The 15456-nt window shown below is 65.6% G+C and carries 11 protein-coding genes and 1 tRNA gene; 3 read left to right on the top strand and 9 right to left on the bottom strand.

Annotated elements, in window-relative coordinates:
- Positions 1–169: 169 nt before the first annotated feature.
- The 4 genes from CLG85_RS01440 to CLG85_RS01425 form a co-directional block, all read right to left on the bottom strand.
- Positions 170–1006, bottom strand: a complete 837-nt coding sequence (locus CLG85_RS01440; RefSeq protein ID WP_260348311.1) for a hypothetical protein — start codon at positions 1004–1006, stop codon at positions 170–172.
- 1444 nt (positions 1007–2450) lie between these two features.
- Positions 2451–2527 (bottom strand) — tRNA-Arg (locus tag CLG85_RS01435).
- A gap of 304 nt (positions 2528–2831) precedes the next feature.
- A complete protein-coding gene (locus tag CLG85_RS01430; RefSeq protein ID WP_095880541.1) occupies positions 2832–4058 on the bottom strand; it encodes an N-acetylmuramoyl-L-alanine amidase in 1227 nt (408 codons plus the stop codon).
- Between the two features lie 119 nt (positions 4059–4177).
- Positions 4178–5323 (bottom strand): pyridoxal phosphate-dependent aminotransferase, encoded by a 1146-nt coding sequence (locus tag CLG85_RS01425; protein WP_260348310.1) that lies wholly within the window; start codon positions 5321–5323, stop codon positions 4178–4180.
- A gap of 67 nt (positions 5324–5390) precedes the next feature.
- Between CLG85_RS01425 and CLG85_RS01420 the strand changes: the two genes are divergently transcribed.
- Positions 5391–6731, top strand: a complete 1341-nt coding sequence (locus CLG85_RS01420; protein WP_260348308.1) for a M48 family metalloprotease — start codon at positions 5391–5393, stop codon at positions 6729–6731.
- A gap of 111 nt (positions 6732–6842) precedes the next feature.
- A complete protein-coding gene (locus CLG85_RS01415) occupies positions 6843–7559 on the top strand; it encodes a DsbA family protein (RefSeq protein WP_095883260.1) in 717 nt (238 codons plus the stop codon).
- A 3-nt stretch (positions 7560–7562) separates the two neighbouring features.
- On the opposite strand, the gene CLG85_RS01410 is transcribed toward CLG85_RS01415, so the two are convergent.
- The 5 genes from CLG85_RS01410 to hemA all read right to left on the bottom strand — a co-directional run bounded on the left by CLG85_RS01410 (position 7563) and on the right by hemA (position 13353).
- A complete protein-coding gene (locus tag CLG85_RS01410) occupies positions 7563–8624 on the bottom strand; it encodes a sensor histidine kinase (protein WP_260348307.1) in 1062 nt (353 codons plus the stop codon).
- On the bottom strand, positions 8602–8940 hold the full coding sequence (locus CLG85_RS01405; RefSeq protein WP_260348306.1) for a hypothetical protein: 339 nt from the start codon (positions 8938–8940) through the stop codon (positions 8602–8604). Before CLG85_RS01405 ends, CLG85_RS01410 begins: the two co-directional genes overlap by 23 nt.
- A gap of 5 nt (positions 8941–8945) precedes the next feature.
- On the bottom strand, positions 8946–10079 hold the full coding sequence (gene ispG / locus CLG85_RS01400) for a flavodoxin-dependent (E)-4-hydroxy-3-methylbut-2-enyl-diphosphate synthase (protein ID WP_095883234.1): 1134 nt from the start codon (positions 10077–10079) through the stop codon (positions 8946–8948).
- A gap of 125 nt (positions 10080–10204) precedes the next feature.
- Positions 10205–11818 (bottom strand): helix-turn-helix domain-containing protein, encoded by a 1614-nt coding sequence (locus CLG85_RS01395; RefSeq protein WP_235865453.1) that lies wholly within the window; start codon positions 11816–11818, stop codon positions 10205–10207.
- 311 nt (positions 11819–12129) lie between these two features.
- On the bottom strand, positions 12130–13353 hold the full coding sequence (gene hemA / locus CLG85_RS01390) for a 5-aminolevulinate synthase (RefSeq protein WP_095883236.1): 1224 nt from the start codon (positions 13351–13353) through the stop codon (positions 12130–12132).
- Between the two features lie 403 nt (positions 13354–13756).
- Here hemA and CLG85_RS01385 point away from each other — a divergent pair, with 403 nt between their 5' ends.
- Positions 13757–15154: a M20/M25/M40 family metallo-hydrolase gene (locus tag CLG85_RS01385; RefSeq protein ID WP_176476653.1), complete on the top strand. Its 1398-nt coding sequence runs from the start codon at positions 13757–13759 to the stop codon at positions 15152–15154.
- The last annotated feature ends 302 nt before the right edge of the window (positions 15155–15456 follow it).

Below are 15456 nucleotides of genomic sequence, written 5' to 3'. Positions count from 1 at the left end.
GCTCCAAGCCGAAAGGCGCTCAACGAAGAGGATCGCACTCGACCTCGTATTGGCCGCGCCGGCAGGTCCGCGCCAGGCCCCATCGGTATGCCGGTCGACCTGCGGTTCGCAGTTCTCGCGGACAATAACGCCTGTCGTGCCGAACAGGGCGTCGATTGCGTCGTCGATACTAGCATATGCCTCTAGTGCGTTGATCGCGATTACCAGCGGCAGATCGACATCGCCGTAATGGTCGGCCTTTTTTTTTGACCGCCGACCTGATCGCTATTTCTGGGTGGATGACTCCGCCTGGCAGCATCCTGCTGCCGACCGCCCGCCCGCCCATGCGCCGCACATTCTTCGGGACAGGCTCGATAGTAAAATGGGCGCCATGCTCGTCATGCTGCCAGATCGGAGCGGCTGCCATTCCAGACTCCTCGTTGGCGACAGCCTGCTCGTAGTCGAGGCCATCCACAAAGCTCTGCAAGGACCGCCGGAGGCCGCTTACCGCGACCGGCTGAGTCGGCGTGCCTCGAGTATGAAGATGAAGGAAAAAGTCGGGTGATTGGACCTCGTCGATCGCCTGCAGCGCTTCCCGCATCCGCCGGTCCGCGCCAACCGCGACATTGTCCATGCCCGAAGCTAGCGTTGCTTCCAAATAGAAGTGCGCTCCACTTGGCGCCTCAACGAGAAAGTCCGGTGAGCGGCCATTCGGTAGCGCCGGTTCGATTTCGACGACCGTAAACCCCTGCCGCAGAAGCAACGCGTGCAGCATGAGCTCGAACAGCGAACTGCTGTGTAGAATGTCGTTTCGGGACCTGAGTCTGCGGATCATTTCCGGTCGATGAGAAGCCGGATAGTCAGCTAGCCACTGATCGACGAGCGCACGTACTGCATCGGCTTCCGGCCTTCCAGACGTGTTGAGGTAGTCAAATTTCCCAATGAGGTGACTTGCCGGCTCCTGCCCTTCACGGACCAGGTGATCAAAGGCGGTGACCGGGTGTACGGAGTTTTCCTCATTGGTCAAAGCGAATATCCTTTGGAAGAACAAGTTGCGAATTGCCATAAAACACCGACACCGATCAAAACACCATCACCCTGCTGACCTGCTCTGGCGGCGAAAGTCCAGTCTAGTCAAGCTGCGACGCATCGATGATCCGTAGCCATAGCGGCAACTCAGGGCCGACTTTGTGAGACTTGATCGAACAGGGCTGGCTTTGGAAGAATTTTCCCCGATAGGCGAGCCTACGCAGTCGCGAGCTCGGGTCTATGACAACGTAGCTGCGGGCATGGGACTCGGTGGCAGGGGCAGGGTAGCCAGTCAGAATGGGCAGCAGAGTCTACGATTGCTCGCATCTTGCCGCACGCGCTAAGGTGCGCATCATAGGTTTCATTGGATATAGGCATGCCACATAAGTCTTTGCCACGGGCCAGAATTCAGGGGAACCTCGATGGCCTCTGCGGCGTATATGCAGTCGTCAACTCGGTAAGAAACTTGACACCTACACGGTTGGATAGTGACGAGGAGAGAGAGCTGTTCCGTCAGCTGATTGCCAAGTTAGGAGAGGAGCGGCGGCTGGAGGATGCTCTCTGTAGTGGAATGACGATTCAGCCACTGGGCCGTTTGGTCGATGCGGCCAGTGACTTTCTACGAACCAGACGTGGCCATCGCCTCTGCCGTCAACTTGCTTTCCGCCGACCGCCCGATGGGCTTCAGCACTTCTGGAAAACGACATCTACGCATTTGGACGAACATGGGCCAGGTTCAGTTATTCTAGGCCTCGGGGGGAGATACGACCATTGGACCTGCATCGGCACAATGAGCGAGAATTCCATCACCCTTATTGACAGCGACGGCATTCGTCGTCTCAACCGAAAAAATTGCACGATTTCAGATATTAAAGGTATTCGGCATCACGTGCTTTGGCCGACACAGACGTATCTAATAAACGCCGATGCCCTGCGATAGTCACACATGCTCGCACCTCAGACTCCTCAAGCAATAGATCATCCCCCGCTTCTTTACCCCTTTCGTCGATGCGTGGTGCAACACTGCGGCAACAACTGAGGGAAGCTTCGGACAGGTAGTGGTCACCCGCTACGCCCCGCATCGATGGCCGATGTAGGTTAGAACCGGTCGTTCCGCGGGCCGTGTTCGAATGTCCGGCGTGGGCCGAAGCACCGGGTGGCTTCAGGCCGGACCTCACCAACCCGAGGTCCGCTACCTGCGCACTGCGGTCTCCCGTGCAAGCGGAAGCAAAAGGTCGCGCTGCAGCAAGCAGACAGGGCAGAGGCAATGCTACTGTTACGAAGGGCAGAGTTTTCTGGTGCTGTTCACCACTGCCCCGGGAATCGGCGCGCGAGGATTGAAAATGGAACGGCGCAAGAACAAAATGCAGATCGTTTTGACACAGTAACGGCACAAGAGCCGAAACATCCGGTGAAAAAACCGCGCTAAGTCATTGATAAGGTGGCGCACCCGACAGGATTCGAACCTGTGGCCTCTGCCTTCGGAGGGCAGCGCTCTATCCAGCTGAGCTACGGGTGCCTGTCGCGGGTCTTACGGCAAAGCGAAACGCTCCGCAATCGCAAATCCGGCCTGCCGCAGCGTTCTTTGTGACGAAGTCTCCGCGGCGCCTGCCCCAAGGACGCACGCGTTTTCCGGGGCTTGTGAGACTGGGAGATTCAAGATCACGCGCACTGGTTCCAGATCGGACGCCCGCCGATGGCGTGGCCCATGCCGTCTCATCTCCGAGCCTTGTCCGTTGCCAGACCAACGGTCTCGCAATCAGGCACCGGCGAAGATAAGGACCTCCGCCGGCGTTCGGAACTGCCCTCCCTGCGATCAGCGCTTACTTCCGGCGCAGTCGCCCCAGCGCCTCGTCCTCGATTGCCCAGGCGGCGATGCCGTCGCGGATCCCGGCCGCCATCGAGGCGCGCCAGGCGCGGTCCTGCAGGTGACGCAGATCCTCTTCTGTCGACAGGAAGCCGACCTCGATGAGCGCCGAGGGAATGTCCGCCGCCTTCAACACCGAAAAGCCCGCCTGCCGCTGCGGGCGCTTGTGCACCTGCCCCACGGCGTTGCGGATGCCCGCGACCAGATGCCCGGCCAGCGCCTTGCCCCGCGGCGCGTTGTCGAGACGGGCAAGGTCCAACAGCACGTTCGCCACCCGGTCGTCCGAGCCCGACAGGTCGAGCCCTGCGAGCAGGTCGTCCCGGTCGTGGCGCTCGGCGAGCGCCGCCGAGGCGGCGTCGGAAGCGGCGTCGGCGAGCGTGTAGACCGTCGCGCCATGGGCCACGCCCTGCTCGATCGCATCGGCATGCAGCGAAAGGAAGAGATCGGCGCTCGCGTCATGCGCCATGGCCACACGTCCCTCGAGAGAGACGAAGACATCCGCCTCGCGGGTCATCAGCACTTCATAGCCAGCGCGGCGCAGCACCTCGCGCAGGTCGCGCGCGAAGGTGAGCATGAGGTCGGCCTCGTTGTGCCCGTCGCGCTGTGCGCCCGGGTCTATCCCTCCGTGGCCCGGGTCGAGCACGATGCGCAAAGGAGCGCTCTCGGCGCGGCGCGGGGCGGCCTTGGCACGGGGCTCGGGCAGGTCCCAGCGCGGATCGCGTGGCAGGCCGGAGCGGGCGGCCATGGCCTCTGCGCTGGTGGGGTCGAGGCGCAGGGCGAGACTGGCCTCGCCGGTCACCTCGGAGACCTTCATCTCGGCCCGATCGAGGACCATGGGTGCGGCAAGTTCTGCCACCAGTCGCGACCAACCGGAGCGGAAGGGTCCCATATGCAGGGACTTGATGGCATCGGAGCGGTCCATGGCATCGGGGTCGGCGCCAGTCCAGTCGACCTCGCGGAAGTCCAGCACCAGCCGCGGCGGATCGATCAGGGTGAAGGCGCGCCAGGGCACCCCCTGGCTGATCGAGAGCGTCAGCTCCGTGCCTCGGCCCCAGCCCGCATCGGCCGCAGCGCCCTCGATGAAGCGCGCCTGCCCACCAAGCGCGAGATCCTGCGCCTGCGCGCCGATGCCAAGCGCGGTGCAGAGCGCCGCTGCCGTGATGATCCGGAAATAACTGCCCATCCGCCTGTCTGTCTTCTTGTTGTTGGCAAGGACCCTAGCAGCGCGGCGCGGGATTCGCACGTGGCATGGAGGGCGCCTCCCGGTGGCCGAGGCGCGCCCAGGTCACGCCCGGAGCGATCTCAGCCCCGCGTCTCCATGAAGGTCTTGAGCCGCGCCAGCCCTTCCTCGATCTCCGCCGTGCCACGGGCGTAGGAAAAGCGCAGCGTCCCGGCGCCGCGCTCGGGATCGAAGTCGAGCCCGGGCGTCACCGCCACCCCGGCCTTCTCGAGAATCTCGGCGGCGAAGGCACGGCTGTCATCCGTCAGGTGACCGACATCGGCATAGACGTAGAAGGCGCCGTCGGGCGGGGCGATGCGGTCGAAGCCGGCTTTGGGCAGACCCTCCATCATCAGCGCGCGGTTCTTCGCGTAGACCGCGAGATTGGCCTGCAACTCCTCGGTCGCGTCCATCGCTGCCAGCGCCGCCACCTGCGAGGCGTTGGGCGCGCAGATGAAGAAGTTCTGCGCCAGCCGCTCGACCTGCCGGACCTGCGCCTCGGGCACCACCAGCCAGCCAACCCGCCAGCCGGTCATCGAGAAATACTTGGAGAAGGAGTTGATCACGCAGACATCGTCCGAGACCTGCAGGGCCGTGACCGGCTTCTTGTCGTAATCGATGCCATGGTAGATCTCGTCCGACAGGAAGGCGGCGCCGCGTGCTTGCACTGCCTCGACCAACGCCGAAAGCTCGGGCTTGCCGAGCATCGTGCCGGTGGGGTTGCTGGGCGAGGCGACCATGGCGCCCTCGTAGTCGATCCCCGCAAGGTCAGCCGGAGTCAGCTGGTAGCGGTTTTCTGCGGCGGTCTGCACCTCGACCGGGCGCAGGTCCAGCGCCTTGAGGATCTGCCGGTAGGAGGGGTAGCCCGGCGCGCCGAGCGCCACGCGGTCCCCGGCGTCGAAAAGCGCCGAGAAGGCGAGAATGAAGCCGCCCGAAGAGCCCGGGGTGACCACCACGCGGTTCGGGTTCAGATCGACGTCGTACCATTCGCCGTAGAGCCGGGCGATGCGCGCCCGCAGCTCGGGGATGCCAAGCGCCACCGTGTAGCCGAGCGCATCGCGCTCCATCGCGGTGGCCAGCGCCTTGCGGGCGGCCTCGGGCGCGGGAGAACTGGGCTGGCCGACCTCCATGTGGATGATGTGGCGGCCTGCGGCTTCGGCGGCGCGCGCCTGCTCCATCACGTCCATCACGATGAAGGGATCGACCGCCCCCCGGCTTGAGTTTCGCATGTCTCTCTCCCATGGTGGCTCGGCACATCGTCTTCGGGCGAAGTACGAAGCTTCCGGGGGAGGGTCAATGCCGGGACCGCGCGCCGCGCTGCGCCTCATCGCCACGCTTTGCGCGCTCGCGATCCTGCTCGCGGCGCCCGCCGCGCGTGCGGCGACGCTCTTGCGCGACGCCGACCTCGAGCATGCCCTGACCGAGATAGCCGCGCCGGTCCTGCGCGCCGCAGGGCTGAGCCCCGGGCAGGTCGACGTGCTGGTGATCAAGGACGACCGGATGAACGCCTTCGTCGCGGACACCACCCGCATCTTCGTCAATTCCGGGCTAATCCTGAAGCTGCCCGACGCCAAGTCCCTGCAGGCGGTGATCGCCCATGAGGCGGCGCATATCACCGGCGGGCACATCACCCGGCGCGTCGACAACATGCGCGCGGCGCGCAACGCGGCAGGGCTGGGTCTCGTGCTGGCTGCGGCGGCGGGCGCCGCCTCCGGCAACGCCGGGGCCGCGGCGGGGCTGGCAATCGGCGCGCAGGGCTCGGCCCTGCGCAGCTTCCTCGGCCACACCCGCGCCGAGGAAAGCTCGGCGGACATCGCCTCGATCCGGACCTTGGTGCAGGCCGGGATCGATCCGCGCGGGGCTTTGCAGGTGCAGGAAATCTTCCTCGGGCAGGAAGCGCTGAATGTCGGCCGGCAGGATCCCTACATGCAGAGCCACCCGCTCACCCGCGATCGGTTCCGCGCCACGCAGGGGCTGGTCGCGGCGGCGAAGGTGCCCGAGCGCAATGACCCAACGGCCGACTACTGGTTCCTGCGGGCCCGCGGCAAGCTTTCGGCTTTCCTTCGTGCGCCCGGCTGGACCCTTGGGCGGCTCGAGGACAGCGGCAGCCGCGACATCGCATTCATGCGCGAAGCGGTGGCACGGCACAGGCAGATCGACCTGCCCGGCGCGCTGAGGGCCATCGACGGCGCCATCGCACTGCGCCCCAAGGACCCCTACTACCATGACCTCAAGGGCCAGATCCTGCTCGAGGGGCGCCGCCCCGCCGACTCAGCCCGCGTCTACACGCAGGCCCGCGCCCTAGCTCCGCGCAATGCGCAGGTGCTCGGCGGGCTCGGCCGGGCGCAACTTGCTTCGGGCCAATTCGCGGCAGCGCTGAAGACATTGGAGGAGGCGCGTGGCCGGGATTGGGCCGATCCGCGCATCCTGCGCGACCTCTCGGTTGCCTATGCCCGCGCCGGCAACAACGCCATGGCCTCTGAGGCGACGGCACAGCGCTACGCGCTCGAGGGGCGCATGAAGGATGCCGGACTTCACGCAAAACGCGCGGTGGATCTGCTGCCGCGTGGATCCGCACCGTGGAACCGCGCGCAGGATGTGCTAGACGCATCTGAACGCGCCGCAAGGAAACGCTGAGACAATGCCCGAGCGGGCGCCCTGATCGACGGAGACAAGATCTTGACCGCAACGACCCGACGCAATGCCCTTCGCCGAACCGCCGCTTCGCTGGCCGTGGCCACCGGCCTTATGGCGCCCCCGGCGCTGGCACAGGACTTCGACCTCCAGAAGCTGACCCCCGAGCAGCGCGAGGCCTTCCGGGCAGAGGTGCGCGAGTACCTGCTCGACAACCCCGAGGTGATCATGGAGGCGGTCAACGCGCTCGAGGCCAGGCAGGCCGAGCAGCAGGCCGCGGCTGACGACCAGCTGGTGTCCTCGAACGCGGACAAGCTTTTCGACGACGGCTACAGCTGGTTCGGCGGCAATCCGGATGGCGACGTGACCATCGTCGAGTTCTCTGACTACCGCTGCGGCTACTGCCGCAAGGCTTTCCCCGAGGTCGAGGAGCTGGTGAAGAGCGATGGCAACATCCGCATCGTCATCAAGGAATTCCCGATCCTCGGCCAGGATTCGATGACCTCCTCCCGCTTTGCCCTCGCCACCATGCTGGTCGCGGGCCCGGACGCCTACAAGCAGATGCACGACGCGCTGATCTCGCTCAAGCAGGAACCGTCGCAGCCGGTGCTGTCGAAGCTGGCAAGCACGCTGGGGCTGGATGCGGACGCTATCCTCGCCAAGATGAGCGACCCCGAGGTCGACCGCCGCATCCAGGAGACCCACGAGCTGGCGCAGCGCCTGCAGATCAGCGGCACGCCGACCTTCGTCTTCGGAGACCAGATGCTGCGCGGCTACGTGCCGATCGACGGCATGCGGCAAATCCTGAAGCAGGTGCGCGAAGAGAGCTGAGGTCTACTCGGCGGGAGAGGCGGCCCGCGCCGCCTTTGGCCGCGGACCGGCGCTTGTCGGTCCCGGCCCGGCTTTGGCCTGGTCCGCGACGGCGGGAAACCAGAGGCATGCGCAGGTGCCGAGGCCGGAGCGCGGCGTGCCAAGCTCGAAATCGCCGCCCGACTGCTCGGCAAAGCCGCGCAGCATTGCCAGCCCGAGACCCGAGCCCTGCCCCACCGGCTTGGTGGTGAAGTAGGGCTCGCAGACCAGCGGCATGAGATCGGCGGGGATCCCGGCGCCGGTATCGCTGAGTTCGAAGCAGACGCCGGGAACCTGGACACGTGCCGCGGCATTGACCCGCAGCGCGATCACCCCGCCGTCCGGCATCGCATCGCGTGCGTTCGAGATCAGCTCGAGCAGGCAGGTCTGCAGGTTGGGCCCGTCGACCCGGATGTCCGGCAGCTCGGGCCCGAGCTCGATCGTCAGGTCATGCGCGGACCCGAGCTGCTCCGCCGCGCGCTCGGGCAGGCCGCGAAGCGCCTCTTCGGGAGACATCGAGACCGGCTTGAGCCGCGCGCAGCTCGCCATGGCCAGGAGCTGCGCCGTCAGTTCGGCGCCGCGGCGTGCTGCGCGCTCGGCCTCGTCCATCAGCTCTTCGCGCTCGGCCGGAACGGGCGACAGCCGGGCCAGCTCCATGTTGCCGAGCACCGCCGTCAGGAGGTTGTTGAAATCATGTGCGACGCCGCCGGTCAGCTGCTCCATGGCGCGGCCACGCGCCGCCGCAAGGGCTTCGCCGCTAGCGAGGTCCAACGCCTCGCGCGTGCGCATCACGGTCCAGGCCACGCGGACGAAGAATAGGTAGCAGATCACCAGCGCCACGCTCACAAGCAAGGTGTCCGCCGTGCCGGGATCGACGATCCAGAGCCAGCCGGCCCGCGCCAGCACCCCTGCCCCCATCAGCGCGAGGTCCAGCACCAGCAAGAGCCGCATCCGCACCCGGTAGGTCAGAGTGTTGAGCAGCGCCACGAAGATGAAAAGCAGCGACAGGATCCGCAGGCTTGGCTCACCCTCCGCCCAGAGGATCATCCCCCCCGGCGATATAGGCGATCCCCGACAGCACCAGCGTCGCGATCGGCAGCAGGAGCTGGCGACGGTATCCCTGCTCCGGGAGTGCGTGAACGGTGTAGGAATGCACGCCGAAGCTCAGCAGCATCACCCCGAGCCAGGGCAACAGCAGCGGCACGTCCTTCAGGGCCCAGATGGCGAGGGTGGCACCGGCGACCATGACGATGCTGAGAAGCCCCTGCGAGCGCCGCATTCCCTCGAGCGCCCGCACCTCGGTAAAGTCCAGCAGCTGGCCGGAAGGCGGGATTATCCCACCCAAGGCGCCGGGCTGCCGCACCGGCCCTACTCCGCGGCCCGTGCTTTGGCGGCCTCCGCGGCGTCGATCTGGGCGGCCTTCTTCTCGACCTCCTCGACGATGTGCTCGATCATCTGGTCGTTGGACATCTTGTGGCTGGCCTTGCCCGCCAGATAGACCATGCCCGAGCCCGCACCACCGCCGGTGAAGCCGACATCGGTCATCAGCGCCTCGCCCGGTCCGTTCACCACGCAGCCGATGATCGACAGCGACATCGGCGTCTTGATGTGCTCGAGCCGCTGTTCCAGCGCCTCGACCGTCTTGATCACGTCAAAACCCTGCCGCGCGCAGGACGGGCAGGAGATGATGTTGACGCCACGGTGGCGCAGGCCGAGGGATTTCAGGATCTCGTAGCCGACCTTCACCTCTTCGACCGGATCGGCCGAGAGCGAGACGCGCAGCGTGTCACCGATCCCCATCCAGAGGAGCTGGCCAAGGCCGATGGCGCTCTTGATGGTGCCCGAGGTCAGCCCGCCCGCCTCGGTGATGCCGAGATGGATCGGCTTGTCCGTGGCTTCGGCGAGCCCCATGTAGGCGGCGGCCGAGAGGAACACGTCCGAGGCCTTCACCGAGATCTTGAACTCGTGGAAGTCGTTGTCCTCGAGAATGCGGATGTGATCGAGGGCGGACTCGACCATCGCCTCGGGGCAGGGCTCGCCGTATTTCTCGAGCAGGTGCTTTTCCAGCGAGCCGCCGTTCACGCCGATACGCATCGAGCAGCCGTTGTCTCGGGCGGCGGCGATCACCTCGCGCACGCGTTCGGGGCTGCCGATGTTGCCGGGGTTGATGCGCAGGCAGGCGGCGCCGGCAATAGCGCTCTCGATGCCGCGCTTGTAGTGAAAATGGATGTCGGCGACGATCGGCACCGGGCTTTCGCGCACGATCTCCTTCAGCGCCTTCGAGCTGGCCTCGTCGGGCACCGAGACGCGCACGATGTCAGCCCCCGCCTCGGCGGCGCGCTGTACCTGCTCGATGGTGCCGCGGATGTCGGTGGTGACGGTGTTGGTCATGGTCTGCACCGAGATCGGTGCATCCCCGCCCACCGGCACGTTGCCCACCATGATCTGCCGGGATTTGCGGCGCTCGATGCTGCGCCAGGGGCGGATCGGGTTGTGGCTCATGAGATGGACGCCTCCTGAGGGCATACGTTGGTATTCGGCCTCAACATAGCCTTCGCGGCCGGATGAAGCCAGAGGCCAGCGGCGTCAGAGTGCAGATGCAAAAGCGCAAAGGCGTGAGGGTGGGCTCAGTCGGTCTGGGTCAGGTCGCTGCTCAGCTCGGCCACGACCCGCGACAGATCCGCATCGCGGCTGAGATCGGCGACTTTGAACGCCGTGGTCAGATGCTCGACCGACAGCGGCAGGTTCTTGGTCACCGTGCCCGCCGCGCCGACCGGGCCATAGGTCTGCCCGTTCACCGCGAAGTAGACCGCACCGGATTCGCCGACCCGCACGTTGGCGGGATCCTGCATGGCCGGGGCCGTCCAGGTGTCGCCCGCACGCATGGTCTTCTCGAAGATCACCGAGCCGTCCGCCGAACGCACCCGCACCCAGGCCGGGCGCACCGCGATCATCGTCACGCCGGGGGCGCTGTCCTGCAGCACCTTGGGCGCGCCGGGCTGGCTCACCGAGGGGGCAGCCTGCGCAAGCTGGCTCTGTGCGGTTGCGGGAACCAGCGTTTCGTTCAGCTTTGCCAGAACGCGTTGCAGGTCGCCGTCCTTCGCGGGCTCTGCGGGCTTGTAGGCGGCACTCACCACCTCGGGCAGCAGAGCCACATCGCGGGTCACCTGCCCCTTGGGACCAAGCGGGCCAAGCGTCTGGCCGTTGGTGGCGAGATAGAGCGCCCCCGACTCGCCGACGGTGAGGCTGGCCTCGGTCTGACCCTCGGGCACGGTCCAGGTGTCGCCCGGCTCCATCACCCGCTCGTAAAGCACGGAACCATTCGCCCCGCGCACGCGCACCCACGCGGGGCGCACGGCGACCAGCGTGACGGTCTTCGCGTCGAGCGCGGTCTGCATCGGCAGCGGCGCGGGAAGGCCGGCCACCTGCATCTCGGCTTCGGCAGAGGCGGTGTCCACCTGCGGCAGCTGGTTGCGCTCGGCTTGGGCAAAAGCACCCACGGTTGCCGGGTCCAGCGAGGAGATCGGCGCATCGCGGGCAACAAGCACCGGAACGTCCAGCGCCTTGGGCCGGTAGAGCCGGTCAAGCGCCTCGTTCGACGGCGGCGAGAAGGGACCCGCGCCATCGGCGCTCGCCAAATCTTCGGAGCCCTCCGAAGGGGGCGTAACGGTGGCCTGCACCGGATCGAGATCGCTCAGCACCAGCGGCGTCTGGTCCACTGGCGCGACCTGCACCCGCTGCACCTCGCGCAGGACCGCGAAGCCGCCGTAGCCGATGCCGCCCAGCAGGGCGATCAGGACCAGCAGCGAGCCGATGGCACCCGGCTCGATGCGCGAGAAGAAGGAGTCGCCGGCCGGCACGAAAGGCATGCGGGGCTGTTCGAAGATGTCGCGGGCCGCCGGGGCCGGCAGGTTGCCCTGCCCCTTGCGGATCGTCGAGGCCTTCTCGGACATGCCATGGGCGACGGCAAAGCCGCTCTCCTCGCAGAAGAGCCGGTAGCATTCGTCGGGATCCATGCCGAGGTAGCGGGCATAGGAACGCACGTAGCCGGCGATGAAGCCGGGCGTGTCAAAGGCCGAGGGATCGCAATTCTCGATCGCGGCAATGTAGCTGGCCTTGATGCGCAGCTCGCGCTGTACGTCGAGCAGCGATTTACCCATGGTGGCACGCTCGCCGCGCATGACATCGCCAAGCTCGAGCGTGAAGTCGTCGAAGCCGCGCGGACCTTCGTCCGCGTTCATTTCGTCTTCGGACATGCGAGGGGAATTACGCCCAATCATGCGTTCCGCCTTGTGCTCCACCGTCTCAGACTGCGCCTGCCAAATCACGGGCTCGCGATTCGGGTCGCGGCCTTTATTGAGGCTACGTTAGCACAGAACAACTGAAATTACACAAAATCAGGGGGTCATCGGCGCCCTTCTGCGCAGGATGCGTGGCTTTTCCCCATTCCCCAGCGGCCGGTTCCGGAACAAAGCAAGACCCCGCGATTTTGGAAACCGCGGGGCCACAATGGCGCAGCGTTAGCGCCGAAGATCGCGACGGGCTGCGCGGTTCAGGCGCTCAGTTCCTGCCGGTTGAGCGCACAATGCGACCACAGTGCGTCCATGGCCTGGATCAGCTTGTCCATCTCGTTCGGACCATGCACCGGCGAGGGGGTGAAGCGCAGCCGTTCTGTGCCGCGCGGCACGGTCGGGAAGTTGATCGGCTGCACGTAGATGCCGTAGCCCTGGAGCAGCATGTCCGACAGCTTCTTGGTGTGCACCGGGTTGCCGACGATCACCGGCACGATGTGCGAGCCGTGGTCGATGATCGGCATGCCCAGCCCCTTGAGCCGCAGCTTGAGGATCTTCGCCTGGGTCTGGTGCCGTTCGCGCAGCGCCTGGTCCTGCTTGAGGTGGGCAATCGAGGCCGCCGCCCCTGCCGCCACCGCCGGCGGAATCGAAGTGGTGAAGATGAAGCCCGGCGCGTAGGAGCGCACGGCGTCGCACATCTTTTCGGACGCGGCGATATAGCCGCCGAAGACGCCGAAGGCCTTGCCGAGGGTGCCGTTGATGATGTCGAGCCGGTGCAGCAGGTTGTCGCGCTCGGCCACACCGCCGCCGCGCGGGCCGTACATGCCCACCGCGTGCACCTCGTCGAGATAGGTCAGCGCGCCGAACTCGTCGGCGAGATCGCAGAGCGCCTCGATCGGGCCGAAGTCGCCGTCCATCGAGTAGACCGATTCAAAGGCGATCAGCTTGGGCGCGGTGGGATCATCCGCCTCCAACAGCTCGCGCAGGTGCTGCACGTCATTGTGCCGGAAGATGCGCTTGGCGCCTCCATTGCGCTTGATCCCCTCGATCATCGAGGCGTGGTTCAGCTCGTCCGAGTAGATGATCAGCCCGGGAAAGAGCTTCGGCAGTGTCGAGAGCGTCGCGTCATTGGCGATATAGGCCGAGGAGAAGACCAACGCGGCCTCCTTCTGGTGCAGATCTGCCAGCTCGGCCTCGAGCCGCTTGTGATAGACGGTCGTGCCCGAGATGTTGCGCGTGCCACCCGAGCCGGCACCGGTGGCGTCGATGGCTTCGTGCATGGCAGCAAGCACAACCGGGTGCTGGCCCATCCCAAGGTAGTCGTTCCCGCACCAGACGGTGATCGGCATCTCGCTGCCGTCCGGCTTGCGCCAGGTGGCATGCGGAAAACGGCCGTTCTTGCGTTCGATGTCGATGAAGGTGCGATAGCGCCCCTCGGCGTGAAGACGGTCCAGGGCTTCGTCGAGCTTCGCGGTGTAGTCCACCGGTATCTCCTTCCTTCATCTTGCAGAGGCCGCGTTCGGCGCGGCACTTATACGGTCTAAGGGGCCGCATTCGTGGTCGTGAATGGATACCGTTCGGGCCGCCCCATGTCCACGCTTTAGAATGAGACTAACCGTCGCGCCCTTGATTTGAATCAAGACTTTCGGACTAAGGTTTCAAGGCGAAGTTTCCCATATTGCGCGAATGGCGCCCATCGGCGCCATCGACAGGGGCTTTCGTGCCCCTCAGGCCACGCTTGCCCACGTTCTCCAATTCTCCCCCCCTCCCCTTGTTTTCAAGGGTGCCGCGGCGGCTTCCCGCCGTGTTGCCTTTCCAGATCTTGCGGTCTGGACAGCGGCGGGCCCGGTGATACGCTCCGCGCAACTCGCAAGAAGGAACCCCTCAATGGCTCAAGAAAACGTGTCCCTGGACACCGTCCTCACCAAGATCGACGCCGATCTTCCGGTCGCGCTCGACCGGCTGCTCGAGCTTCTGCGAATCCCTTCGATCTCGACCGACCCTGCCTACAAGGAGGCCTGCGACAAGGCCGCCGACTGGCTGGTGGCCGATCTCGCCAGCATAGGCGTCGAGGCCAGCAAGCGCCAGACACCGGGCCATCCGATGGTCGTGGGCCACGTTGACGGCCCGGGGCCGCACGTGCTGTTCTACGGCCACTATGATGTGCAGCCGGTGGATCCGCTGAACCTGTGGAACCGCGATCCCTTCGATCCGGCGATCGAGGACACCGCCAAGGGCAAGGTCATCCGCGGCCGCGGCTCCTCGGACGACAAGGGCCAGCTGATGACCTTCATCGAGGCCTGCCGGGCCTGGAAGGCCGTGCATGGCTCCCTGCCCTGCAAGATCACCTTCTTCTTCGAAGGTGAGGAAGAAAGCGGCTCGCCGTCGCTGATCCCCTTCATGAAAGAGAACGCCGAGGAGCTGAAGCAGGCCGAGATCGCGCTGATCTGCGACACTGGCCTCTTCCAGTCGAAAACCCCGGCCATCATCACCCGCCTGCGCGGCCTCCTGGGCGAGGAGTTGACCATCAAGGCAGCCGACAAGGACCTACACTCGGGCATGTACGGTGGTGTCGCGATGAACCCGATCCGCGTGCTGACCAAGATCCTCGGAGGGCTCTTCGACGAGAACGGCACTATCCAGGTCCCCGGGATCTACGAAGGCGTGCCGGACCTGCCCCCGGAAATCATCGACCAGTGGAAAGCGCTGAACTTCGACGACAAGGCCTTCCTTGGCGGCGTCGGCCTGTCGCAGCCCGCGGGCGAGAAGGATCACCTGCCGATCGAGATGATCTGGTCGCGCCCCACCGCCGAGATCAACGGCATCTGGGGCGGCTACACCGGCGCGGGCTTCAAGACCGTGCTGCCCGCCGAAGCCTCGGCCAAGATCAGCTTCCGCCTCGTCGGCACGCAGGACCCGGTCGCGATCCGCAAGAACTTCCGCGCCTGGGTCGAGGCGCAGGTGCCCTCGGACTGCTCGGTCGAATGGAAGGACCACAGCTGTTCGCCCGCCTCCGAGATGCAAACCAGCCACCCCGGCTTCGAGGCGGCCCGAAAGGCGCTCGGCGACGAATGGGACGATCCGGCGGCCTACGCGGGCTGCGGCGGCTCGATCCCAATTGCCGGCTACTTCAAAGACATCCTTGGCATGGATGCGATGCTGGTGGGTTGGGGCAAGGATGACGACCAGCTGCACTCGCCGAACGAGAAGTACGACCTCGAATCCTTCCACAAGGGGATTCGCAGCTGGGCGAGGATCCTCGACGCGATGGCCAGTGCGGCCTGATTTCTGAGCCGTATTGCGGGCGGGGCGCCTGTTTTTCCGCCCCGCCAACCCGCTGCATTTACGAAAAATTCATACTTGCCTGTCAGACCGACGACACTTCCAAAGCTCCTTGTTTATAGGGCTCCTCGGCACACCAATCCGAAGGGATAGGTTGGTGGCCCGAACGGATGCCAGACTTCGCCAAGAAGATATCCGCTCCAAGCCACATTCGCCGCCACATTTCGCCACAATCCATTCCTAGCGTCGATTCCAACGAGAGCTTGAACAGCCCTCTGCTGGCAGAAAGCCGGCGGCATCTGGCA

The sequence above is a fragment of the Alloyangia mangrovi genome (assembly GCF_002300555.2).
Classification (GTDB): domain Bacteria; phylum Pseudomonadota; class Alphaproteobacteria; order Rhodobacterales; family Rhodobacteraceae; genus Salipiger; species Salipiger mangrovi.
This window is presented reverse-complemented; position numbering and strand designations above follow the sequence as displayed.

Excerpts from the sequence above, each read along its gene's own strand:
- CLG85_RS01420 (WP_260348308.1), top strand. The coding sequence starts at position 5,391 with ATGCCGGGACCGCGCGCCGCGCTGCGCCTCATCGCCACGCTTTGCGCG.
- CLG85_RS01430 (WP_095880541.1), bottom strand. The coding sequence starts at position 4,058 with ATGGGCAGTTATTTCCGGATCATCACGGCAGCGGCGCTCTGCACCGCG.
- ispG (WP_095883234.1), bottom strand. The coding sequence starts at position 10,079 with ATGAGCCACAACCCGATCCGCCCCTGGCGCAGCATCGAGCGCCGCAAA.
- CLG85_RS01415 (WP_095883260.1), top strand. The coding sequence starts at position 6,843 with ATGGCGCCCCCGGCGCTGGCACAGGACTTCGACCTCCAGAAGCTGACC.
- CLG85_RS01385 (WP_176476653.1), top strand. The coding sequence starts at position 13,757 with ATGGCTCAAGAAAACGTGTCCCTGGACACCGTCCTCACCAAGATCGAC.
- CLG85_RS01395 (WP_235865453.1), bottom strand. The coding sequence starts at position 11,818 with ATGAACGCGGACGAAGGTCCGCGCGGCTTCGACGACTTCACGCTCGAG.
- CLG85_RS01425 (WP_260348310.1), bottom strand. The coding sequence starts at position 5,323 with ATGCGAAACTCAAGCCGGGGGGCGGTCGATCCCTTCATCGTGATGGAC.
- CLG85_RS01410 (WP_260348307.1), bottom strand. The coding sequence starts at position 8,624 with ATGATCCTCTGGGCGGAGGGTGAGCCAAGCCTGCGGATCCTGTCGCTG.